Consider the following 22,873-nt stretch of genomic DNA (forward strand, 5'->3'; position numbering starts at 1 on the left):
GCTACCCTGCATGGTCTGCAGTCGCCACGTGCGCGTCCCTGCGTATTCTGTCGGGCGTGCCTGCGGCAATCGCCCCGTCTCCAAAAAGCCGGTCCCGAATCACTTCCAGCAATGCATCGCGGCTCGTGTTCAGGAAGAAGTGGTCTCCGGGCAGAATCTGCATCGCAAATCCGCCTCCGGCATGCCTTTCCCACTGCCGCGTAATCTCCGGTGTCACCAGCCTGTCTTCAGCTCCGGTCAGCACCGTCATGGGCGTCTGCAGCGGCGCGGCCTCGCTGCAAAGGTACGTCTCGTACGCGGTAAAGTCCGCGCGCAGCACCGGCAGAAACATCTGCAGCAGCTCCGGCTCGGCCCGAACCTCCGCGGGTATTCCCGCATACCGGTTCTGAATCGCCTCCAGAAACCCCTCGTCCGTCATGTTCCGGATCGCCGGTGTCAGCGGTCCCAGATGAGGCGGCCGCGACGCTCCGGCAAAAAAGTGTGCAGGCTGGCGGCGTCCATCCATGCGCAGTCTGCGCATCACCTCAAAGGCAACCCACGCGCCCAGACTGTGACCGTAGAATGCGAAAGGCCGGTCGCGCCAGGCAGACAGCGCCTGCGTGGCCTCATCGGCCATGGCATCCAGTCCGGTATAGCCGGGCTCGATAAATCTTGCTCCCCGCCCTGGCGGCTGCACGCAAACCACCTCGATCTCCGGTCCCAGCAATTCTGCCCAGGAAAAGAAAGAAGCAGGCGCACCCCCGGCGTACGGAAAGCAGAACAGACGCATTCCGGCATCAGGGACTCGTTGCGGCCAAAGCAGAGAAGACGTGGGCTTCTTCCCAACCAAAATAAATCCTTAATAACGCGGTCTTGGGTCGATATCGGAAGTACGACTCTATAACTCGAAGGCTAGCCACATTGCCTTTTAGGGTCAATACAACTTTTATACCGGGCGGATAGCCTCTTTTGTGCCTGCCGGATTCCGCAGGCCGCCTTCCCAGGAAATCTTCCGGCCCTCGCCCATCGGCTTTATATCATTCTTACATCGGAGCTTATCCGCTGCAGGCAGGCATCCAGCTGCTCCGCCAGCAGGCTCACATTCGGCTCGGCCAGCACCTGTCCATGATCGCCCGGCAGCGGATGAAGATCCACCCCTCCGGCGGCCACCGCGCCCCATCCCAGGTCCTGAGGCAGCCTCCAGTCATTCTCGCCCGTCGCCCGGAAGAGCGTCACCTGCCCCGCATAGGGAAGCACCGGGTACTGGATGCCCGCAATCCAGTTGATATCGCGCACGCTTTTCATTGACTCCGAGATCTTTCCGCCGCCCCGCGCTGCCAGGTAGCGGTAAAACACGCGCAGCGCCCGGTTCCGCAGCCGGTTGCGGAGATAAATCATCTTGTGCGGCAGATTCAGCCTGCGCATTCCCAGCCACACCAGCCGCAGCCGCTGGTAAACCCGCACCGGCAGCGATCCGGGATTCGGCAGCCGCTTCATATAGCTCGGCTGCCAGGTATCGAGCATGCCCAGCAGCCCCACCGTCTCGCCCGCCGCAAGCAGCTGCCTGGCCATCTCATACGCCACCAGCCCGCCGAAAGAGAGCCCCAGAAACGCATACGGTCCATGCGGCTGCAGCCGGCGAATCTCGCGGACGTAATGCGCCGCCATATCCTCCAGCGATACGTGGATCTTCGCCCCCGGCTGCAGTGACTGCGCCTGCACGCCATACACCGGCTGATCCGCAGGCAGATGCTTCACCAGGCTGAAAAACCCCAGCACATTGCCGCCAATCCCGTGGATCAGAAACAGCGGCCGCCGGTTCCCGCCCGTCCGGATCGGCACAATGCACCAGCTCTCCGCCGACGCCTGGCGAATCTGGATATAATCCGCCATCTTGGCGATGGTCCGGGCGTCGTAGAAGTCTTCAGCGGGAATATCGACCCGGTATTTTCCCCGCACTTTGGCGCGGATCGTCTCCGCCAGGACCGGACCGCCCCCGAGCATGAAGAAGTCCTCGTCGGGACCGATCTTCACCGCCCGGAACAGCTCCTTCCACCATCCGGTGAGCGTGGATTCGAGATCGTCTCGCTGCCTGTCATCCACACCATCCATGAACGCCTGAACCGGCATTGCGCGCGAGCCTCGAAGAACAAAGTGGGTCTCTTGAGTGTACCGGGAATGATAGTAATTCGTAACTATCCGCGTGCAGATCCGGAAGTGGAGCGGGTTCCCAAAGAGGTCCTGCATCGCCGCCATTCCCGATCGGCCGTAATCACCGTGCCTGCCTTCCCGGCCGGTCTGTATGCAGCCGGCTCGTCGATCTCCGGATCACGAGCTCCGGTTCCACACGGATCGAAGCCGGCAAAGTCTGCCCGTTCGCCCCCCGAATCGCGCTCAGAAGCGTAGCCGCTGCAATCCGTCCCATTTCTTTGAGCGGCTGCCGCACCGTGGTCAGTCCCGGATGAACCGCCGCCGCCAGCGGAATATCGTCGAACCCCACCACGGACACATCCCGCGGCACATGCAGACCCGCCTCATGCAGCGCCGTGATCGCGCCCAGCGCCGACATATCGTTGAACGCGAAGATCGCCGTAAACGGCCTCTTCCGCTCCAGCAGCGCCCGCGCCGCCAGATACCCCGGCTCGCTGCCCGACGCTGCGCCCTGCATCTGCACCACCAGCTCCGGGTCCTGCTTCAGGCCGGTCTCCGTGCAGACCTTCCGAATCGCGCCCCACCGCGCACTCGTATCCGAGCTGAAGCTCTGGCCTTTGATAAAGGCGATTCGTCGATGCCCCAGCTCCGCCAGGTGTCCAAGCGCGTATCGTGCTGCGCTCAGATGGTCCAGTTCGATCGTCACCATCCCCTTATGCTTTCCATGCCCTGAGACCGCCACCACCGGCACCGTCAGCGTCTCGCGTATCGGCGTATCGACCGCGATAATGCCCTCCACCGCCCGTGCCAGCAGCAGCCTTGGATACCCCTCCAGCAGCTCCGCCCGGTGCCGGTGGCTCACCACGAAATAAAAGAACTCCTCCTGCAGCAGCGTGTCTTCAATACCGCTCAGCACCGCCGCCGCATAGCCTTCGCTGATCTCCGGAACCATCACGCCGACCGTAAAGCTGCGTCTGTGGCGCAGCCCCCGCGCATAGGCGTTCGGCCGGTAGTTCATCAGCGCAGCCGCCGCCAGAATGCGCTTCTGCGTCGCCTCCGGAATCCGCTCCGCTGCCGGAGTCTGGTTCACGACCCGGGAGACCGTGGTCGGGGAAAGGCGCAGATGCTGCGCCAGCTCTTTCAGGCTGACCGGCGGGTTCGCAGTCTGTCGTCTCATCGGCCTTCCGTCACATCCCGGCCAGCGCCGCCGCCGGCGCTCTTGCTTCGCCGGAGTGCGTCTGGTCTGGGTTGAGAATCTACAGGCAGCTTACCCGATCACCCGCTCTTTGCGGCCCTGATCTCTTTGCGGCCTGAACTCTTTGCGGTTCCTGATCCTTCCTCGCCGCCGGCTCCCGCAGAGACCTTCCCTCAGGGACAGCCACCCCGCAATTACTTCCCGTCCAGCAACCCGGCATGAAAGGGCAGCATCCGGTAATCATGAAGGTGCTGAAACTGTGTTCTGTATATTCCCCCGCATATACGGCATATTGCAGCGCGTGTCTGAGCTGATCTCTTCCGCTTTCCTGCATCTCTTCCAGCCGGCCATGCCGGCTTCCCGCTCTCCGATTCCACTCTGAAGGCTTTTCTTTGCGAAGGGGCTTTTTATGCGGACACTGCACAATCGATTGCGCAAGCGGGGAAACGGTACACGGTCGGCTCCGCTCTTCCGGGAGTGACGGCGCAGGCGTGAATTCGGCGGCACAGCCGGATCACAGATCACGCGTCCACCCCGGCACGGCAGTTACAGGTTTTCTGGAGGCAACATGCGATTCACAACCGGCTTTCGGACGAAAGCACTCTTTCACACGCTGGCTCTGCTGTCGGCTATCTGCCTGATCCCGGCCCTCGCCCACGCGCAGTACCGTACATCCATTCAGGGAGTCGTGACCGACAGCACAGGCGCGGTCGTCCCCGGCGCAACCCTGACCCTCGTCGATACAGGAACCAATGAAACCCAGGTGCGCACCAGCGATGCCAGCGGCGTCTACAACTTCAACGCTCTGCCGGCCGATGTCTTTACCCTTACGGTCACCAAAGATGGCTTCCAGAAGCGGGTTCTCGACAAGCTGCAGCTCATTCCGGAGCAGGCAAACTCCGTCAACGTCACCCTCGACGTCGGCACCAGCACCCAGACCGTGACCGTCGATGCCTCGACAGCGCCCGCCCTCGACACCGAGACGGCCAACAACGGCCGTACCATCTCCGATACCGAAGTCCAGCACATGCCCGTCTATGAGCGCGACCCAACCAGCCTCATCCGTCTGGCTCCCGGTGTTCTGGCCGACGGCTCGCAGCAGGCCGGCGGCGGTGGATTTCAGGCCCCGGGCACACAGACAAACGCCTCTTCCGGCGGCGGCGGCAATTTAGGACATTCAAGCAGCATCTTCGCCTCGGAAAACGGTGCATCCGCCAGCGCCAACGGCGGCCAGTACGACACCAACGGCTATACCGTCGACGGCATCAGCACCGTAAGCGCCGTCTGGGGCGGATCGACGGTCATCACTCCCAGTGAGGATTCGGTCGCCAATATTCAGATCGTCACGAATGCCTACGACGCGGAAAATGGCCGTTTCTCCGGCGCTCTCACCGAGATCACATCGAAGAGCGGAACCAACAATTTTCACGGCAGCCTGTTCGCTCAGATCACCCGCCCGGGTCTGAACGCTTACCAGCGCTGGAACGGTCCGCAGTCCGCCACTGCCGTCGGTCCGGACGGAACAAGGCTCACCCCCGAGGCGCGCGGCCTGCTCCGGGACTCAGACCGGTACAACCAGTGGGGCGGCAGCATCGGCGGACCCATCTGGAAAAACCGGCTCTTTGCCTTCTTCAGTTATGAAGGCCAAAGCCAGAACGTTCCCGTGCCCACCACCGCATGGTTTCCCACCTCGGCGCTGACAAGTCTCGCTCCCGCAAACAGCATTGCCTCCACCTACCTCAACTTTCCCGCGGCCTCTCCTCTCGGGACGGTGATCGCCGCTACCACCTGCAAAGATGCCGGACTGACGGAAGGCACGAACTGCCGAACCATTGCCGGCCAGGGTCTGAACATCGGCTCACCGCTCACGAATGGTCTGGGCAAACAGGATCTCTCGTACGTGAATAACAGCGATCCCGGCGTCGGCAATGGGCTCTCCAACGTCCCCGATATCGCGGAGTACAGCATTCAGAATCCGACAAGCAGCGACTTCAAGCAGTACAACGGTCGTCTCGACGCCGACGTCACCGGCAGGGACCACGCCAGCTTTGCGATTTACTGGGTTCCCGCCGCCACCACCACATCCAACGGCGGTCTTGGATACCAGCTCTACCATCACGATCAAATCAACGACGCCTTTTCCGTGATCTGGAATCACACCTTCACGCCGACATTTCTGAATGAAGCCCGCGCCAATGCCGCCGGATGGCGCTACAACGAGCTCGCCAGCAATCCCCAGGCGCCCTTCGGTCTGCCCCAGGATACGGTCATGCAGATCGGCAGCGCCAATCTCGGCAAAATCGGCGTGCAGTCGCCGAACCACCTGGATCAGTGGACCTACGGCTACAAGGACGTAGCTACAAAGGTTCTGAATACGCAGACCATGAAGTTCGGCTTCGACTACACCCGGCTTAACTACCTGGTCGATCCCATCAGTGCGCCGAGCTTCACCTTCTATAACCTCTGGGATTTTATGAACGACGCTCCGGAGGCCGAGTGCTGCAACTTCCAGGCCACCACCGGCCTTCCCGGCGGCTATCGCAACGACAATCGCGAGAATATGTACGGCATCTTCTTCCAGGACGACTGGAAGGCGCGCCCCAACCTCACGCTCAGCGCCGGGCTTCGCTACTCTTACTTCGGTCCGCTCACCGACAAAGACAACAACATGGGCGTTCTTGCCTTCGGCGGTGGTACCAGCCTTTTAACCGGAATCACCATTCGGCCCGGCATCGGAGCATGGAAGGCGCAGAAGCTGAACTTCGGACCGCAGTTCGGCTTCAACTGGAGCCCGGCTGCCTTTCACGACAAAATGGTGGTGCGCGGCGGGTATGGCCTGAACTACAACCAGGAGCAGATCGCAACGGCCAACGCGAACGACAACAACCCTCCGGGATACAGCTCCGTACCCGGCTCCAGCACCAGTCCTGCGAACATCAACCCGAATATTCTTTACCAGGTCTCCAGCAGCTCCACCAATATCTTCGGATATCCGCCGAACCCGCACACCATCACCACGTTTAACTCCGCCGGACTCCCGACGGCGGGCAATGCAAACCTGAGCGCTCTGCCCGGCCGCATGCCCACCGAATATACGCACCACTATTCGCTCGACATCGAGTGGGATCTGGGACACGCCTGGGTCGCCACTCTCGGCTATACCGGCAGCACCAGCCGTCACCTTCTGTACAACTACGACGCCACCGCGCTTGGGCAGCTTACCGGAGCTCCGCAGAATCCGCTCGTCAACAGCGTCAACACTTTCGGCAGCAGCGGTAAATCGAATAACAACATGATGCTTGCCGGTCTCAAGCATCAGTTCTCCCACACCTTCTCCGTGGATGCACAGTTTACCTGGGCTCACAGCATGGATACGAATTCAGGCCCCTATTACCGCGATCCCTATCTGTACAATCCGGCCTTCGCCGTCGGCCGGTCTGCCTTTGACATCAACAAATCCTTCAAGCTCTTCGGCGTCTGGCAGCCCGTGCTCTTTCACAGCGGCCACGCATGGGCGGAGAAGATGGCAGGCGGATGGACGCTCAGCGGCATCATGACCCTTCACACTGGTTATGGATGGAACCCGGTCTATCAGGCGCCGCACCAGTTTTACTGCAGCACCTGCCAGTATGGGTACCAGAACCTGCGTCCCTACTATCTCGGAGGAGGCGGCCACAACACCAGCAACAAGGCCTTTCAGACCGGCACTAACTTTTCAAACCCGGGCGCTGCCAATACCGGCACGAACAACGATCAGTTCATCAACAACTACTTCCTGATGCCGAACTATTCCGCGGACATCACCGACAATCCCGGGCAGACCGCGGATGTCATCCCTCCTCCGGGAATCGGTCGTAACGTCTTCCCCGGTCCGGGTTACCGCGATATCGATTTCACCTTTGCCAAGGCTTTCGGACTGCCGAAGATGCCGGTGCTCGGTGAAAATGCGAAGTTCGAGATCAAGGCCAACATGCTCAACGCCTTTAACCTGCTGAACCTGGTAGGAGGCGGAGAAGACATCATCGGCGCCGGCATCGTCAACAATGTCGGCTCTCCGAACTTCGGCGAAGCGCAGAAAGCGCTCGGTTCGCGATCCATCGACTTTCAGGGGCGGTTCAGCTTCTGATGCACTGAGTCTCCACAGAGGAGCCTTCGGGCTCCTCTCTTTTTTGCGAGGCCACAGTCCATTCATCCACACCCATAGGCTCTACACTGCTGAAAGTCGCTATGGAAGCATCCGTCACTTCACACCCCGGTCGCATTGAAGTCATCACCGGTCCTATGTTCTCCGGCAAATCCGAGGAGCTCATCCGCCGCCTCAAACGCGCGCGCATCGCAAAGCGCCGCGTCGCCTGCTTCAAGCCCGACTTCGACGTTCGCTATCATCGCACCGCCATCGCCTCGCACAGCGCGCAGACGCTCGACGCCATTACCGTCGCCAACGTTGCCGAGCTCAGGTCCGTCCTCATGCCCCGCATCGACGAGGTGGAAGTCATCGGCATCGACGAAGCGCAGTTCTTCGACTCCGCTCTCGTCAGCTTTTCGAGTGAGCTCGTTCATCTCGGCAAGCGGATCATCCTCGCCGGTCTCGACACCACCTTCACCGGTGAGCCCTTTCCGCCCGTCCCCGATCTGCTCGCCATCGCCGACGAAGTCATCAAGCTGTCCGCCGTCTGTGTCTGCTGCGGCTCTCCCGCCATCCATACGCAGCGCCTCGGCAGCAATCAGTCGCTGGTGCTCGTCGGAGCAGCCGGACTCTACGAAGCCCGCTGCCGCGCCTGCTTCCAGCCCTGGGTCGATGAGCACGCCTCCGAGCAGCTTGAGTTGCCCGCCGTCAGCGGCTGACCCTCTCCGGATGCGCCATGCGCGTCCCCTGGTGAAAGAGCATCTGCCAGCGCCCCTCGCGCTGCAGCCACAGAGAGCTGCGCCACGATCGAGTCGGGCTGCCCTCATCCGTCTCCGGATCGCGCACCGCCAGATACGTCACCAGCACCGCCTCGTCTGACACCCTCTCCGCGCGAAACTCTTCGATTGTTACGCGCAGCCGCAGCGCATCCTGCTGCAGGTGTGCAAGCATCGATGCCTTATCGAAGGTCCGTCCCGAGCTCCCGAACTCGCGGAACCCCTCCGCCAGAACGTGGCTCACAAAGGTTGCATCTCTCCGCAGCACTGGATCGAGCAGCTGCTCTTCCAGCGCGTGCAGCTCTTCCTCGATCCTGATCTGCGCCATCCGCCTCGGCCTCCGTTCTCTCTTCAGCATGCCATCGCGCAGGCACGAGCGGCAGTCCCATCATTCCGGAATCTCCGGCATCGTATTGTCGGGATACAGGAAAGCGGCTCAGGCGCGGATGCCGGGTTTTCTGCTCAGATGGGCTGCGCTGGTCAGCAGCAGCTCCGCAAACACCTGAAACTGCTGCATGACCTCGGCATCTCTCAGCAACCCGGCTCCATGCAGCACCGCGGCGACCGAGCCGATCTCTTCCAGAATGTTTGGCTTCTGCGCGGCAACGCGCGAGCGGCGCCGGCCTCTGGCGCTGCTGGTCAGCACGGGGTGGAAGTCATTCTGGCAATAGCCAGGCATCCGCGTTTTGCGCATCGTTTCTCTCATGCCCTGTTAGTGCGCCCCGGAAGAAAATCGTTACAGAGCGAAAACCGCTGCAAACAGGCCGGATGGCCCACTGAAAGCGCGCAAACAGTCTGTAACATATCCGGCCCGCAGGGCATCCAACTGGAAAGCTTGCATCCACCGCCAATTCAGGGAGCATCGCCATGGTCCATCTCGCACTCTCCGTTCGTCTCGAAGCAAAACCAGGAAAAGAAGAGGAAGCTGCCGCCTTTCTGAGCGGAGCGCTGCCTCTGGCACAGGCGGAGCAGGGAACCGTCGTCTGGTTCGCGCTGCGTCTCGGCCCGTCCACCTTCGCCATCTTCGACGCATTCGCCGATGAGCCCGCCCGCCAGGCGCATCTTTCTGGTCAGATTGCCGCCGCCCTCATGAAGAAGGCTCCCGAGCTGTTCTCCAACACCATTCAGATCGAGAAAGCCGACATTCTTGCGGCAAAGCTCTCCTGATCCTTCCTTCCGGCCGCTGCAATACGTATAAATAAGGGGACCGATGCGGCGCATCGTCTCGGGAGCAGCTCCCGGGCGCAGCGCCTCATCCCTAAGGCAGTTGCCGGAGGCCGTCATGCAGACCTGCTCTCACCTCAGCCAAGTCCATCACGTCACGCCGCACACCCGCGGCTGCGAAGAATGCCTGAAGATGCACGACACGTGGGTGCATCTGCGCCTGTGCCTCGAGTGCGGCCACGTCGGCTGCTGCGACTCGTCGAAGAACCGGCACGCGACGAAGCACTTCCACTCCACCTCGCATCCCATCATGCGCTCCATCGAGCCCGGCGAATCCTGGGGCTGGTGCTATGTCGACCAGATGGAGCTCGACTTCAGCTAAAGCTGCCAGACAGCCACTCGAAAAAACAAAGGCGCCCGTCTATGCAGGCGCCTTCGTTAATCGTTAATCCCTGTTTCCTGATCTCTGATCCCTGCCTTATCACAGCGCCGTCGTCACTGCCTTCACTTCCGTGTAGTTGTTCAGTACCTCGGCTCCCATCTCGCGGCCCCAGCCCGACTGTTTGTATCCGCCGAAGGGCAGCGCCGCGTCGAAGACGTTGTGGCAGTTGATCCAGACCGTGCCCGAGCGGATGCGCTTGGCCATCCTGTTCGCGGTTGAGATGTCCTTCGTCCACACGCTTGCCGCCAGCCCATACTCCGTGTCGTTGGCCTCGCGCGCTATGCGTTCGATATCGGCATCGCTGAAGGAAACCGCGCACACCACCGGCCCGAAGATCTCCTCCCGCACCACCTTCATCTCCGGATTCGTATCCGTCAGCACCGTCGGCTGCACAAAATAACCCCGATCCGCCGCCTTCTTCCCGCCCGACCTGGCCTTCGCGCCCTCCTGCAGCCCCGAGTCGATGTACCCCGTCACCTTGTGGAACTGCTCCTCCGACACCAGCGGTCCCATATCCGTCTGCGGATCGAGCCCGTTGCCCACGCGGATCTTCGACGCAATCCCCGAAACCCCCTCGACCACCTCATCGAAGACGCTCTCATGCGCAAACAGCCGCGACCCCGCGCAGCAGCACTGCCCATGATTGAAGAAGATTGCCGATGCCGTCCCCGGAATCGCCTTCGACAGGTCCGCATCCGGAAACACAATCGCCGGACTCTTTCCGCCCAGCTCCAGCGTGACCTTCTTCAGGTTGCCTGCCGCCGCTTTAACGATCAGCCGTCCTACCTCCGTCGATCCGGTGAAGGCAATCTTGTCCACCATCTCGTGCGCCGCCAGCGGAGCCCCTGCGCCTTCGCCGTAGCCGGTCAGCACATTCACTACCCCTTCCGGAAAGCCCGCTTCGTGAATCAGCTCCGCCAGCTTCAGCCCGCTCAGCGGCGTCTGCTCCGCCAGCTTCAGCACAACCGTGTTGCCCGCCGCCAGCGCCGGACCCAGCTTCCAGGCCGCCATCAGCAGCGGAAAGTTCCACGGAATAATCTGCCCCACCACGCCCACCGGCTCACGCATCGTGTACGTCAGATACTCGCCGGGCATCGAGATCGGGAAGGTCTGTCCCATGATCTTCGTCGTCCATCCCGCCATATAGCGGAACAGATCCACTGCCAGCGGCACGTCTGCCACGCGCGCAATCGCCAGCGGCTTGCCGTTGTCCATCGACTCCAGCTCGGCAAACTCCTCCAGACGTTCTTCCAGCAGATCCGCCAGCTTCCAGATCATCCTGCCGCGCTGCGACGGCGTCATCTTCGGCCAGGGACCGTCGTCGAAGGCGCGCCGGGCCGCGCGCACTGCCCGGTCCACATCCACCGCCTCGGCCTCCGGAACCTGGGCCATCACCTCGCCCGTCGCCGGGTTGTACACGGGAAACGTCTTGTCGGATGCCGCCTTCACGAACCTGCCATCGATAAACATCCGATGATCCTGCTGAATAAACTGCGAGACCTTCCGATCGAGCCGGGGATCGAGTGCGATCGTTGCCATAGCAAATCTCCTGGCGGACGGCCTGCATTCTCCCTCGGGGCTTCTTCACTGAGGACAGGCCGCAACGGCGCCGCCACACACCATACTCCCGCTCTGCCATCGCGCGAAAGGCCGCTCGCCGAAGCGGCGTTCAATTCTCTGTAAATTGCGCCGCCGCCATGCTTTGCCGCTCGGGTTATCTGCCTCCACTGCCGGAACGAAGAAAAAAGTCGAGGCAAAGGTGAAAAAATAAGCCTTGCCGCACTGGACCGCAGATCGCCGCCTGCCCGTCCGTTCATCCATCACGCATTCACCGCCACCGGAGACCTATGAAAAAGAGTGCGCTCTTCGCCGTCGTCATTGCCCTGTCACTTGCTGCACTCCCCCTCCCCGCGCAAAACAGCACGGCCGATTCCGCCTCGTCCGCAAAACCCCCGCAGCCCCCCTCGCGCTTTCGTGAGCCCGATCCGCTCGACTTCGATAACCACTCCGGCTACGAGCAGATCTTCGACGGCGTCGATCTCAAAGGCTGGGACGGTGATCCCTCGTACTGGCGCGTCGAAGACGGCGCCATCGTCGGCGAATCCACGAAAGACCACCCCGTCACCAACACCTACATCTCCTACCATGGCTACCGCGGCAAAGACTTCGATCTGAAGCTCGAGATCAAAGTTGAAAACGGCGGCGGCAGCGGCATCCAGTACCGCAGTCAGACCGGCCTTCCGTGGATTCGCCTCCGCCCCGGCCAGCCTGCGCCCAACCTTGACTGGATGATGACCGGTCCCCAGGCCGATTTCTGGTACCCCGTCGCGCCCCGCAACGCCGAATGGACCGGCCAGTTCTACTCCGAGAACACCCCTCTCGGCATCGTCGCCTGGCGCGGCGAGGTCGTCGAATCCGAAGCCGGCAAGTCCCCGCGCCTCGTCGGCAACATCGCCGACCGCACGCCCCTCGGCGGCTACGTCCGCGTCAACGGCTGGAACCAGTACCACATCATCGCCCGCGGCGGCACCATGCTCCACATCCTCAACGGACAGCTCATGGCCGTCCTCATCGACGACGACCCGAAATCCTCGAACAACCAGCCCGGCCTCGTCGGCATCGAGCTCGAAAGCACGCCCAGCAAGGTCTCCGTGCGCAATATCTGGCTGAAGAAGATATCGCAAAAGCAGTAAAAGAAGTTCGGAAAAATGGGTAAACGAAGTTCGGCAAAAATAAACGAAGTCCGGCAAAAATGGGTAAAGAAGCCCGGCAAAGTCCGGCAATGAGTCCGTCTGGCCTTTGGAAAAGGGCACGGCTTCAGTTGTGCCATTGATGCTGCAATATATCGTGGCTTCAGCCGGTGTCTGACGAAGCGGTTCCGGAAAAGTTTTGTATCAGGGCACGACTTCAGTCGTGCCGTAAGCTGCGAAATATCTCCGGGCTTCAGCCCCTGCGTACTCCTCGAAGCCATGAAATGCATTCCCTCTCATCAGATACGGCTTCAGCCGCTGCGGGAGGGTCTGCCTCCGGTCAGGCACTCCCTTTCCCTTTTCAATTCCCGGCGAACGCGCCGCCACGATCTGCATCCTAAAAAATGCAGGGGCTCGCGGAACACCAAACCCCGTCGCCGGAGAATCCATGACGAAAACAGAGAAATCAGAGAAGACGGAACAGAGCAAAGTCACGCGTGAAACGCTGATCGAGGGTCTGAACGAAGACCTTTCGCGGGAGTATCAGGCCATCATCGCCTACGTAAACTACTCGCAGGTCATCAAGGGCGCCGCATATATGAACATCGCGGACGAGCTCGCCGTCCACGCCGCCGAAGAGCTCAGTCATGCTCTGCAGGTTGCAAACCATGTCGATTACCTTGGCGGCATGCCCTCCGTCGCGCCGAAGCCCGTCAAAACCTCTGAAAAAGCGGAAGAGATGCTTCGCTTCGACCTCGACAACGAGAGGGAGACCATCCGCCAGTACCGCCGCCGCGTTCGCCAGGCCGACGAGTTGAACGAGTTCGGAATCGCCGAAAGTCTCCGCAACATCCTCGTGCAGGAGCAGGATCACCTGATCGCTCTGGCGACGGCTCTCGGCATCGATCCCCCCAATCCCGGAATTGCCGATTAACGAATCGCTGATTAAGAAATTGCCGATTAAGGAACTGCCGGACGCTCCCGATCCCTTTGCCCGGGCAGGCAAAGGGATCATCCTCCTTCTACACTGGCTCTGATGTCATCCACGCCTGTCCCTTCGCCGTCAGCGGCTCCATCCCCTCCGCCGTATCTGACCGACAGCTATATCTTTCACTGGGACAGGCGATCCTTCCGCGCCGATCTGATCTTCGTGCTGCCCATCGCCCTCTGTCTCACCGTGGGCATTCTCATCCATCACCCTTCGGCCGGCATGATCGCCGCCGGCGGAGCCATGACCGCGGGCTTCGGCGCCAAGCAGAGCATCGACGACTCACGCCTGCTGCCCATGATCTTCGTAACCCTCGGAATGACCTTCGCGGCCTTCCTCGGCGTCTTCATCGGTCATGGAAATCTGCTTCTGGTCTTCGTCACCGCGCTCTGGGGCTTTGGATACGGCATGCTCACCACGCGCGAGGCCGGCTACAGCTGGGTCGGCCAGCAGTGCGTCGTCACTTTTCTGGTGGCCTCCGCCTTTCCCGCTTCGTTCGAAGCCGCCGCAGCGCGCGCTCTCCTCATCTTCGCCGGCGGAGTGATCCAGCTTCTCATCTCCAGCCTTCTTCTGCGCCTCTTTCGGCAGCTCCGCACCAACCTCATGCAGATCGCCCGGTACGTACGCGATGAGGAGCTCGCCTTCCGCGCCGCCCTGCGCAACGCCGCGCAAACCGTGCGCGAAGGCAGCTTCGTCCACTCGGCCATTCCTTATTCGTTGCGCCTCGCCGTCACCCTCGGCCTCAGTACCGAGATCTACCACCGCCTCCACTTCTCCAGCGGCTACTGGATTCCCATGACCGCGCTGCTCGTGCTCAAGCCCAGCGTCGCCGACACCGCCAGCCGCGCCGTCGCCCGCGTCCTCGGCACCCTTGCCGGAGCCATACTGCTCAGCTTCTGCCTCGCGCACATCAGCGCCGCTCCCGCCGAGCTGGCTGTGCTCACCGTGCTCTTCGCCTGGCTCTCGTATGGAACGCTGAACGTGAACTACGCGCTCTTTACGCTCTTCATCACCGGCTACATCGTCTTTCTGCTCTCGCTCAACAGCGTGCCGGGACCGGTCATCGCCGAGCGCCGCGCCATCTGTACCGTGATCGGCGGATCGCTCGCTCTCTTCGTCCGGCTCATCGTCATCTTCCGGCGCCGCAGGCTGCTCATGCGCTCCGGCATCACCGCGTAGCAGAACCGGCAAATGAAGAGGAGCGTGGTCTTTCACGCACGGGTTTTCCGGCAAAGCCGCGTCCGCCTGGACGGCCAGCCCGCTATTCGCCGCCGAAGTTCAGCCGCAGCCCGAACCGCGCCACCCGCGGCGTTCCCAGCGTCAGCACCGGAGTCTTCCCCACCTGAACCGCCCGGTCGAACAGGTTCTCTCCCGAGGCGAAGAGCGTTACATGCTCTCCAAAGTCATGAGACGCATACGCATCCGTGCTGAAATATCCGTGCAGCACATACTGGTTCGCGTCGTCGTCGAACTGGTGCCCGCTGGCGCGCTCCTGAAGACTCAGCAGCCCCAGCCGCGGATGCGTCAGCCGCACCTGGGCCGTCGCCATATTGCGCGCCACCTGCGGAATCCAGTTGCCCACCAGCTGCGGCTCCTGCGCATACTGCGTCACCGTCGCATCCGCATACTGATAGCCGCCCTCGATCGCGATCCATCGCGCCGGCTGCGCAGCATAATCCAGTGACACGCCGCGGCTCTCGATCCGTCCCAGATTCTCGCGTTTCAGCGTCGTCGCCGTGGGCGTAGTGCTCAGCGTCAGGGCCGTAACCGGACGGTTCACGCGCGTCCAGAAGTAGCTGACCCGCACGCTCGATCCCAGCTTCCGCATGTCCGTCTGAAAGCCCGTCTCCCATCCCGTTGCCCGCTCCGAGCGCAGGTTCGAGTTCGGCAGCGTCGTCTGCTGCCCCACCTGTCCCGTGCGGTACAGCTCGTTCTCCGTCGGCGCGCGATACGCCCGGAACCCCGAAGCATTCAGCGCCAGCCATTGTGTCAGACGCCGCGTCACGCCCACGCGCGGATCGAAGACCGTTTCGCTGAAGGCCGGCTCCGTCACCGTCGCAGCCGAGCTCGAATACTGATACGCATCGAAGTTCGAGAAGTGATCCACGCGCCCCGAGGCGCTGATCGTCCACTTCTCCGGCGTCAGCAGCGCTTCTCCATAGACGCCCGTCTGCCGCTGCCGTGCCGTCGTGCTCAGCGTGCCGCCCGCGCCGCTGAACAGAAGCTCGTTGTCGGATGCCCTTACGTCATGCGTATCCGCGCCCGCCAGAATCAGCACATGCGTGCCCACCGGCTGGTGCCAGTGCAGCGCCGCTCCCAGCTCGTCCGCCGGGTCTTCCGCATAGCGCGTCAGCTTTTCCGAGACGCGCCCCGTCGCCACGCTTGAAAATGTCTGCCAGTAGTGCTCATCGTCGCCATACAGCCGCACCACCAGGTTGTTCCAGTCCGCGCCCGTCGCATACCGCCACAGCCGCGTTCCGTTTCCCGTCAGCGGAGTCCCGTTGTGCCGCGTCTCATCCAGCACATTGCCGCGCACAAAAAAGCGGTCGTTCTCGCCGAACTTCCGGTCGATCTCCGCCAGCCCGTTGTGCTCGTGCACATTCGAGTTCACGTCCACCGGTCCGCGCAGGTTCGGCGCGATCAGCGTGTATCCATCCGTTGCGATCGCTCCCGCGCTCGCCATGCCCGACCAGCGACCATGCACCGCGCTGCCCAGCACCGAATCGTCTGTCGTCTCCAGCCCGCCGTAGCTCGAAAGAACATGCAGGCTTGCCGTCTGCGGCCTCGCCGGCTCAATGCTGATCACGCCGCCGATCGCGCTCGACCCGTACAGGTCCGATGCGCCGCCCCGCACCAGCTCCACCGACTGGATGCCCAGCTCCGGCAGCTCCTCCCAGTGAATCCACCCGCCATACGGATCGTTCACCGGAACATCGTCGAAGACCACCAGCGACCGGCTCACCGCCGTCGATCCCAGCCCGCGCAGCGACACGCCCTCCGTCGTCGGGTTCGCCACCAGCGAGCTCGACCGCCGGAAGAGCTCGAATCCCGGCGTCTCGCGCAGCTTTCCGTCCAGTGAAATCGCCGCCGCCTGCTGCAGCTTCTCCGTATCCAGCACCCGCGTGCTCGCCGGGCTGTCTCCCGTCGCCAGCGGCGACCGGTAGGCCGTCACCACCACCGTCTCCAGCGGACGCTCCAGCACCACGCGCAGCGGCGTTCCCGTCACAATCGTCACCGTCGCCGGAGCAAAATGCGATGCCTCTACATTGATCACCCGCGTCGCGGCCGGCACCTCGAATCCCCCATCGGCCGCCGTCGTCGCCAGCGCCCTGCCGCCCGTATCCAGCACCTGCGCATCGGCAATCGGAGCCCCCTTCGCATCCACAACGTGGCCCTCGATCTGTTCCGCCGCCGGCGTCTGCCAGGCGTGCGCCGGAAGGGAAGCCGTAAGGGCGCACAGAAAGGCCAATGGAAGTGCTGTCAGGAATCTCGTTCGCATAATTCTTTTTACCGTAACGTCAACTTGTCCTGCCATGTGATTTCCGGGCAAGGGGTCGGTTTCATCTCGCTTTGCAGCGTCATGGCTTCAGCCGTGACGCAAACCGCAGAATCTGTGCGGCTTCGGCCGCCGGGGGATGGTTTTTCCATACTCAAACTGGTCCATTAACTTCCATCCGGCTCCCGCAGGATCGTCACGCTCTTTCGTGCATTCTGGCCCGTGTCAGGAAGCTCCGCCAGCAGCTCTGTGATCGTCTTCCCGGTCGGCGCGTGCCGCAGCTCCGGTGCAATCTCCGCCAGGGGAGCCAGCACAAAGCGCCTCACCTCTATCGACGGATGCGGCAGCGTCAGAGTCTCCGACGCCATCGCCACGTCCTCCATCATCAGCAGATCCAGATCCAGCGTGCGCGGGCCCCTGAGAACACTCCTGCTGCGCTCCCGTCCGAATCGCCGCTCGATCTGCAGAAGCTCCTCGAGCAGCCTCTCCGGCTCCAGCTCCGTCCGCAGCTCGGCCACTGCATTGATAAAGGCCGGCTGCTGCACCTCGCCCACCGGCTCCGTCCTGTACAGACTCGATCGCGCCGTCACCTCGCCCAGCCCGCGCAGCGCGTCTGCCGCCGCCGCCACGGTCTGCGCCGGATCGCCCGCCGCCGAGGCCATATTCGATCCCATGCCGATATACGCCGTCCGCTGCATGCTGATCTCCAGCTTACCTGTGCCGTCCTGCCTCCGGCACCTGCATCGAAGCCGTAAAGCAGGCCTTACCGGCAGGTGTTCTCCCCGGAACTCTCCTCTCTGGCCTCCGCGTCCTGCCTTAGGATCAATGCAGCATGAATATTGCCCTCTTCGGCGGCACCTTTGACCCGCCACACTGCGGTCATCTCGCTCTGGCGCGCCTTGCACTCGCGCGCCTTCCTCTCGACCGCGTCCTCCTGGCCCCGGTCGGCCTTCAGCCGCTCAAGCGTGACAACGCCTCCGCCGGCTTCGACGACCGCGCCGCCATGGTGCGTCTGGCCATCGCCGGCGACCCGCAGCTCGAGCTCTCCCTCATCGACGCGCCCCGCCTCGACGGCCAGCCCAACTACACCATCGACACCCTCTCCGCTCTCCGGCGCACCCTCTCCCCGCAGGACCATCTCTACTGCCTCATGGGCGCCGATTCCTTCCTCACCATCGCCAAATGGCGCCGCTCCGCCGAGCTTCTCTCCGCGTGCGACTTCATCGTCGGCGCGCGCCCCGGCTTCGACCTCTCCCGCATCGCCGCCGCCCTGCCCGAGGCCATCTCCGTCGGCGTCGCCGACTCCGGCGAGGCCGGTCCCTCCGGCAACCGGCGAGATAACAGCCTCGTCCTCTCCCTCAGCCGCGGTACCGGACGCCGCACCCACCTCTATCTGCTTCCCGATCTTGCGGAAGACGTCTCCGCGACCGAAATCCGGGCCGCCATCGGCGGCGACGGCGATCACCCCCGCCAGACCGTCCTCGCCCCCGCCGTCCTCGATTACATCCACGCCCACAGCCTCTATCAAAACCCCGATTAGTAATGACGAATGGCTAAAAGCTGATAGCTGACAGCCCGGGTGCCCCGCGTCCGGATTCCCGGACGCGGGAACGCATCCCTTCAACCCCTGTCGTCCCAACAAGCCTTTGTCACCCCGGCCGAAGTCGCTGCCGTTAGGCAGAGACGCAGCCGGGGTCTCCTCAGACACGTCTTCGTCTGTGGGGTGGGAGCGGAGGGATCTGCATTTCCTCTCTCCGGCCTGAGCTCTGCCTGCAGGCTGAGTCGATCCCTGATTGCTGATCCCTGATGGCTAATCCCTGATCCCTAATGGCTAATAGCTAAAAGCTGATGGCGAATTGTCATTCTTCCGCTACCATAAAAGCAGGAGCATCCACCTTACCGAATGGCCTCAACCGAAACGCGCAAAATGGTCCTCGCCGCCGCCGCGGCCGCTGAAGATAAAAAGGGCGAAGACATCCGCATCCTCGAGCTCGATCCCTCCGACTCCGGCTTTACCGACTTCTTCCTCATCGCCAGCGCCACCAGCGACCGTCAGGCCGTGGCCATCGCCGATGAGATCGAGTTCCGGCTCAAGCGCGAATTCGGCGTCTATGCCAATTCGGTCGAAGGCCGCCGCCAGGGCGAATGGGTCCTGCTCGACTACGTCGATTTTGTCGCGCACATCTTTCTCGCCGATCGCCGCGCCTACTACGACATCGAGCGCCTCCGTAAATCGGCGAAGTCCGTCGATCAGGCCGGGCTCCGGGCCGCGCTGACCGAAAGAACTCTGGCCGCCCGCAAAAAATCTCCGGCAAAGAAGGCCGCCTCCAAAGCGCCGGCTAAAAAATCCGCCGCCAAAAAGACCGCGGCAAAAAAAGCTCCCGTGAAAAAGGCCCCTCTAAAGAAGGCTCCGGCAAAGAAGGCTGCGAAGAAAGCCGCAAAGAAATCAGCGAAAAAATCCTCTGCGCAATAAGATTTTCAGGTGGAAGCACCGGGCTATCGGGGTCCCCGGCGAACAAGGTTCGCTGGGGTGATCTTTAGCCCGGTGAACAAAGGGCCAGAGAAGAAGGGGCTTCAGCCCCGGCCTTTTCTGAGGCCGAACCTTTTGGATAGAAGTCTCAATATTCAAAGGTTGAAAATTTCTGTTTCGTATCAGGGCACGACTTCAGTCGTGCCGAAAATGGCTGAAGATACATCCGGGCTTTAGCCCCTGTGCAACGTATGCGCAACACCTCCCGCGGCTTCACCTTCATCGATCTCTTCGCCGGCATTGGAGGCCTGCGCCTCGGCTTTGAATCCATCGGAGGCCGCTGCATCTTCACCAGCGAGTGGAACCCCTTCGCGCAAAAGACCTACCTCGCCAATCACGGCAACGGCCACCCGCTCATCGGCGACATCCGCGAACAGAGCGAAGAAGAGATCCCCGATCACGATGTCCTGCTCGCCGGCTTTCCCTGCCAGCCCTTCTCCATCGCCGGAGTCAGCAAGAAAAACGCCCTCGGCCGCCCTCACGGCTTCGCCTGCAACACCCAGGGCACGCTCTTCTTCGACGTCGCCCGCATTCTCGCCGCCAAACGCCCCAAAGCCTTCCTGCTCGAAAACGTAAAGAACCTCGTCAGCCACGACCGCGGCAACACCTTCCGCGTCATCCGCCAGACACTCGAAGAGGAGCTCGGTTACCGCATCTCCTGCCGCGTCATCGACGCCGCCCGCTTTGTCCCCCAGCACCGCGAGCGCATCCTCATCGCCGGCTTTCGCGACGAAACAGATTTTTCGCTCGACGACCTGTCTCTGCCCTCAGCAAACACCCGGTTGGCCGCGGTCCTTCACCCCGAAGACGCAACCGAGCCCGCCGAAGCGCCTTTCACGCATGGCCCCCGCGCCAAAGTCGACCCGAAATACACCCTCTCGAACAAGCTCTGGAGCTACCTCCAGTCCTACGCCGCCAAACACCACGCCGCCGGCAACGGCTTTGGTTTCGGCCTCGTCGATAAAACAGGTACAGCCCGCACGCTCTCCGCCCGCTACTACAAAGACGGCTCGGAGATCCTCATTTCGCGCGGCGCCGGAGAGAACCCACGCCGTCTCACTCCCCGCGAGTGCGCCCGCCTCATGGGCTACCCCGACAGCTTCCGTATCCCGGTTTCCGACACCCAGGCCTACAAGCAGTTCGGCAACAGCGTCGTCGTCCCGGTCATCGCCGCCGTTGCCCGCCACATGCACCCGCACATCGTCGATACCGCATCAACATAGACAGTCGCAGCCTGTAGAGAAATTTCCTGAAAAAATGAATTGTCATCCCGGCCGAAGTGAGCGCTGAATGGCGCTCACGCAGCGGAGGGATCTGCATTTTCCCGTTCATCTCGCGCAGGCGAGACCCGATGGAAGCACCGGACTATCGGAGTTCCCGGCGAACAAGGTTCGATGGGGTGATCGTTTGGTAGAAGCACCGGGCTTTAGCCCGGTGAACACAGGGCCAGAGAGAAAGGGGCTTCAGCCCCGGGCCTTTTCTGAGACCGAACCCTTGGATAGAAGTCTCAATATCCAAAGGTTGAAAATTCTGTTTCGTATCAGGGCACGACTTCAGTCGTGCCGAAAATGGCTGAAGATACATCCGGGCATTAGCCCCTGTTCAGCAAAGCTGAAACCCGGTGAATAAGAGCAAAATAGAAGCGGAGCTCCGGCCCCGGCATCCCAAAAAGCATGACCGACGTCCACACCCGCGAGCAGCGCAGCCGCAATATGTCGGCCATCCGTGGACGCAACACCAAACCCGAAGTCCGCGTCCGCTCCGTCCTGCATGGAATGGGCTTCCGCTTCCGCCTCCATCGCAAAGACCTGCCCGGCAAGCCCGACATCGTCCTCGCCAAACACCGCACCGTCATCTTCGTCCACGGCTGCTTCTGGCACTGTCACAGTTGCAAATACGGATCGGTCGTCCCCGCCACCCGCTCTGACTTCTGGGCCGCCAAGCGCACGGGCAACGTCACCCGCGATCAGGCCCACGCCGCCGCCCTCGAAGCTCAGGGATGGCGCGTCCTCACTCTCTGGGAGTGCGAAGTCCGCACCGAAGAAGCCATCCGCGAGAAGCTCGCCGCCTTCCACATCGAAGCCGGGACCAACGCCAGCCTCCGCAAAAACTCGGCATAGTCCAGCCGCCCCGCTACACTGAAAACGCCATGCTGCGCACCGTCAACGCGACCCGCTACGTCCTTCCCCTGCGCGAAGGCGGATCGCTCCCCGCCATCGTCGAGGCCGACGACCTCGGCCTCTACGTCGTCAAATTTCGCGGAGCCGGCCAGGGCACGCTCGCCCTCGTCGCCGAGCTCATCGCCGGTGAAATCGGCCGCGCCCTCGGCCTCAGCGTTCCCGAGCTGGTCTTCATCCACATCGACGTCACCCTCAGCCGCAACGAGCCCGACGCCGAGATCCGCCACCTGCTCAAAGCCAGCGCCGGCCTCAACCTCGCCCTCGACTACCTGCCCGGCTCCACCATGTTCGACCCTGCGGCCCGCGACGCCGCCTCGCCCGCCGAAGCCTCCCTCGCCGTTTGGTTCGACGCCTTCACGCAGAACGTAGATCGCACCCCGCGCAACGCCAACCTGCTCGTCTGGCACCGTAAGCTCTATTGCATCGACCACGGCGCAGCCCTCTTCTTCCATCACAACTGGCCCACCATGCCGCAGAAGGTCGAGTCGCCCTTCGCGGAGATCAAAGATCACGTCCTGCTTCCCTGGGCCTCGCAGATCGAAGCAGCATCCGCCATCGCGCACGACCGGCTCACCTCGCAGGTGCTGTCGGAAATCATCCACCAGGTCCCCGACGAATGGCTCGAAGCCGCCGGCAGCGATCTCAGCGCTGCCGACAAACGAGCCGCCTACCTCGACTTCTTCACCCGCCGTCTCGCGGCCTCATCCATCTTTGAACAGGAGGCGATTCGTGCCCACGCCCGCCTCATTTGATTACGCCGTCATCCGCGTCGTCCCCCGCGTCGAGCGGCAGGAGTTCATCAACGCGGGCATCATCGTCTTCTGCCTCGAAAAGCGCTACCTCGCCGCCCGCATCCACCTCGACGAGGCGCGCCTCCAGGCCCTCTGGCCCGAGATCGACATCGACCTCGTCCGCCAGCACCTCGAAGCCGTCGCCCGTATCTGTGCCGGAGATCCCGCCGCCGGTCCCGTCGCCGCCCTCTCGCAGCGCGAGCGCTTCCACTGGCTCACCGCCCCGCGCAGCACCATCATCCAGCCCTCGCCCGTCCACACCGGCCTCTGCGACCAGACGGATGCTCTGCTCGACCGCCTCGCAGAACAGTTCCTGCTTCCCCCGCTGCCCGGCTCGGATAAACAGCAGTGTCGTTGAGCGCCTC

At 62.4% G+C, this 22,873-nt stretch carries 21 protein-coding genes; 13 read left to right on the forward strand and 8 right to left on the reverse strand.

What is annotated here, in order from left to right; translation table 11 throughout:
• Position 1: 1 nt before the first annotated feature.
• From D0Y96_RS14300 to D0Y96_RS14310, 3 genes are all read right to left on the reverse strand, one after another.
• Positions 2 to 769, reverse strand: a complete 768-nt coding sequence (locus D0Y96_RS14300) for a thioesterase II family protein (protein WP_117301168.1) — start codon at positions 767 to 769, stop codon at positions 2 to 4.
• A gap of 242 nt (positions 770 to 1,011) precedes the next feature.
• Positions 1,012 to 2,109, reverse strand: coding sequence for a thioesterase domain-containing protein (locus D0Y96_RS14305; RefSeq protein ID WP_158562398.1), 1,098 nt, complete (start codon positions 2,107 to 2,109; stop codon positions 1,012 to 1,014).
• Positions 2,110 to 2,251: 142 nt separating this feature from the next.
• Entirely contained in the window at positions 2,252 to 3,307 is a 1,056-nt protein-coding gene (locus D0Y96_RS14310) for a LacI family DNA-binding transcriptional regulator (protein ID WP_117301172.1), read from the reverse strand.
• 586 nt (positions 3,308 to 3,893) lie between these two features.
• Between D0Y96_RS14310 and D0Y96_RS14315 the strand changes: the two genes are divergently transcribed.
• The gene (locus D0Y96_RS14315) at positions 3,894 to 7,451 is read left to right on the forward strand and encodes a TonB-dependent receptor (RefSeq protein WP_117301174.1); all 3,558 of its coding nucleotides are present in this window, start codon (positions 3,894 to 3,896) and stop codon (positions 7,449 to 7,451) included.
• Positions 7,452 to 7,552: 101 nt separating this feature from the next.
• The gene (locus D0Y96_RS14320; RefSeq protein ID WP_117301176.1) at positions 7,553 to 8,170 is read left to right on the forward strand and encodes a thymidine kinase; all 618 of its coding nucleotides are present in this window, start codon (positions 7,553 to 7,555) and stop codon (positions 8,168 to 8,170) included.
• Here D0Y96_RS14320 and D0Y96_RS14325 read toward each other — a convergent pair.
• Positions 8,160 to 8,555 (reverse strand): nuclear transport factor 2 family protein, encoded by a 396-nt coding sequence (locus tag D0Y96_RS14325; protein ID WP_117301178.1) that lies wholly within the window; start codon positions 8,553 to 8,555, stop codon positions 8,160 to 8,162. The two genes, D0Y96_RS14320 and D0Y96_RS14325, sit on opposite strands and share 11 nt — an antisense overlap.
• A gap of 108 nt (positions 8,556 to 8,663) precedes the next feature.
• Positions 8,664 to 8,921 carry a hypothetical protein gene (locus D0Y96_RS14330; RefSeq protein WP_117301180.1) on the reverse strand — a complete coding sequence of 86 codons (258 nt, stop codon included), beginning with the start codon at positions 8,919 to 8,921 and terminating at the stop codon, positions 8,664 to 8,666.
• A gap of 173 nt (positions 8,922 to 9,094) precedes the next feature.
• On the opposite strand from D0Y96_RS14330, the gene D0Y96_RS14335 reads away from it, so the two are divergent.
• Both D0Y96_RS14335 and D0Y96_RS14340 read left to right on the forward strand, forming a co-directional pair.
• Complete coding sequence (locus D0Y96_RS14335) at positions 9,095 to 9,394, forward strand: putative quinol monooxygenase (protein ID WP_117301183.1); 300 nt, start codon at positions 9,095 to 9,097, stop codon at positions 9,392 to 9,394.
• 115 nt (positions 9,395 to 9,509) lie between these two features.
• A complete protein-coding gene (locus D0Y96_RS14340; RefSeq protein WP_117301899.1) occupies positions 9,510 to 9,773 on the forward strand; it encodes a UBP-type zinc finger domain-containing protein in 264 nt (87 codons plus the stop codon).
• A 99-nt stretch (positions 9,774 to 9,872) separates the two neighbouring features.
• Here D0Y96_RS14340 and D0Y96_RS14345 read toward each other — a convergent pair whose 3' ends face one another.
• The gene (locus tag D0Y96_RS14345) at positions 9,873 to 11,372 is read right to left on the reverse strand and encodes an aldehyde dehydrogenase family protein (protein WP_117301185.1); all 1,500 of its coding nucleotides are present in this window, start codon (positions 11,370 to 11,372) and stop codon (positions 9,873 to 9,875) included.
• A gap of 308 nt (positions 11,373 to 11,680) precedes the next feature.
• On the opposite strand from D0Y96_RS14345, the gene D0Y96_RS14350 reads away from it, so the two are divergent.
• The 3 genes from D0Y96_RS14350 (at position 11,681) to D0Y96_RS14360 (ending at position 14,690) form a co-directional block, all read left to right on the forward strand.
• Positions 11,681 to 12,526 carry a 3-keto-disaccharide hydrolase gene (locus tag D0Y96_RS14350; RefSeq protein ID WP_117301187.1) on the forward strand — a complete coding sequence of 282 codons (846 nt, stop codon included), beginning with the start codon at positions 11,681 to 11,683 and terminating at the stop codon, positions 12,524 to 12,526.
• Between the two features lie 445 nt (positions 12,527 to 12,971).
• Positions 12,972 to 13,457 carry a ferritin-like domain-containing protein gene (locus tag D0Y96_RS14355; RefSeq protein ID WP_117301191.1) on the forward strand — a complete coding sequence of 162 codons (486 nt, stop codon included), beginning with the start codon at positions 12,972 to 12,974 and terminating at the stop codon, positions 13,455 to 13,457.
• Between the two features lie 102 nt (positions 13,458 to 13,559).
• Complete coding sequence (locus D0Y96_RS14360) at positions 13,560 to 14,690, forward strand: FUSC family protein (protein WP_117301193.1); 1,131 nt, start codon at positions 13,560 to 13,562, stop codon at positions 14,688 to 14,690.
• Positions 14,691 to 14,772: 82 nt separating this feature from the next.
• On the opposite strand, the gene D0Y96_RS14365 is transcribed toward D0Y96_RS14360, so the two are convergent.
• Both D0Y96_RS14365 and folK read right to left on the reverse strand, forming a co-directional pair.
• Positions 14,773 to 17,010: a TonB-dependent receptor gene (locus D0Y96_RS14365; RefSeq protein ID WP_158562399.1), complete on the reverse strand. Its 2,238-nt coding sequence runs from the start codon at positions 17,008 to 17,010 to the stop codon at positions 14,773 to 14,775.
• Between the two features lie 164 nt (positions 17,011 to 17,174).
• Positions 17,175 to 17,705: a 2-amino-4-hydroxy-6-hydroxymethyldihydropteridine diphosphokinase gene (gene folK, locus D0Y96_RS14370; protein WP_117301197.1), complete on the reverse strand. Its 531-nt coding sequence runs from the start codon at positions 17,703 to 17,705 to the stop codon at positions 17,175 to 17,177.
• Positions 17,706 to 17,839: 134 nt separating this feature from the next.
• Here folK and nadD point away from each other — a divergent pair, with 134 nt between their 5' ends.
• The 6 genes from nadD to D0Y96_RS14400 all read left to right on the forward strand — a co-directional run bounded on the left by nadD (position 17,840) and on the right by D0Y96_RS14400 (position 22,866).
• Positions 17,840 to 18,547, forward strand: a complete 708-nt coding sequence (gene nadD / locus D0Y96_RS14375; protein WP_117301200.1) for a nicotinate (nicotinamide) nucleotide adenylyltransferase — start codon at positions 17,840 to 17,842, stop codon at positions 18,545 to 18,547.
• A gap of 363 nt (positions 18,548 to 18,910) precedes the next feature.
• Positions 18,911 to 19,480 (forward strand): ribosome silencing factor, encoded by a 570-nt coding sequence (gene rsfS / locus D0Y96_RS14380; protein WP_117301202.1) that lies wholly within the window; start codon positions 18,911 to 18,913, stop codon positions 19,478 to 19,480.
• Positions 19,481 to 19,728: 248 nt separating this feature from the next.
• Positions 19,729 to 20,760 carry a DNA (cytosine-5-)-methyltransferase gene (gene dcm, locus D0Y96_RS14385; RefSeq protein WP_117301205.1) on the forward strand — a complete coding sequence of 344 codons (1,032 nt, stop codon included), beginning with the start codon at positions 19,729 to 19,731 and terminating at the stop codon, positions 20,758 to 20,760.
• Positions 20,761 to 21,210: 450 nt separating this feature from the next.
• The gene (locus D0Y96_RS14390) at positions 21,211 to 21,657 is read left to right on the forward strand and encodes a very short patch repair endonuclease (RefSeq protein ID WP_117301207.1); all 447 of its coding nucleotides are present in this window, start codon (positions 21,211 to 21,213) and stop codon (positions 21,655 to 21,657) included.
• 29 nt (positions 21,658 to 21,686) lie between these two features.
• A complete protein-coding gene (locus D0Y96_RS14395; protein ID WP_117301209.1) occupies positions 21,687 to 22,469 on the forward strand; it encodes a HipA family kinase in 783 nt (260 codons plus the stop codon).
• The gene (locus tag D0Y96_RS14400; RefSeq protein ID WP_117301211.1) at positions 22,447 to 22,866 is read left to right on the forward strand and encodes a DUF3037 domain-containing protein; all 420 of its coding nucleotides are present in this window, start codon (positions 22,447 to 22,449) and stop codon (positions 22,864 to 22,866) included. Before D0Y96_RS14395 ends, D0Y96_RS14400 begins: the two co-directional genes overlap by 23 nt.
• Positions 22,867 to 22,873 lie beyond the last annotated feature (7 nt).

The organism is Paracidobacterium acidisoli (assembly GCF_003428625.2).
Lineage (GTDB): Bacteria > Acidobacteriota > Terriglobia > Terriglobales > Acidobacteriaceae > Paracidobacterium > Paracidobacterium acidisoli.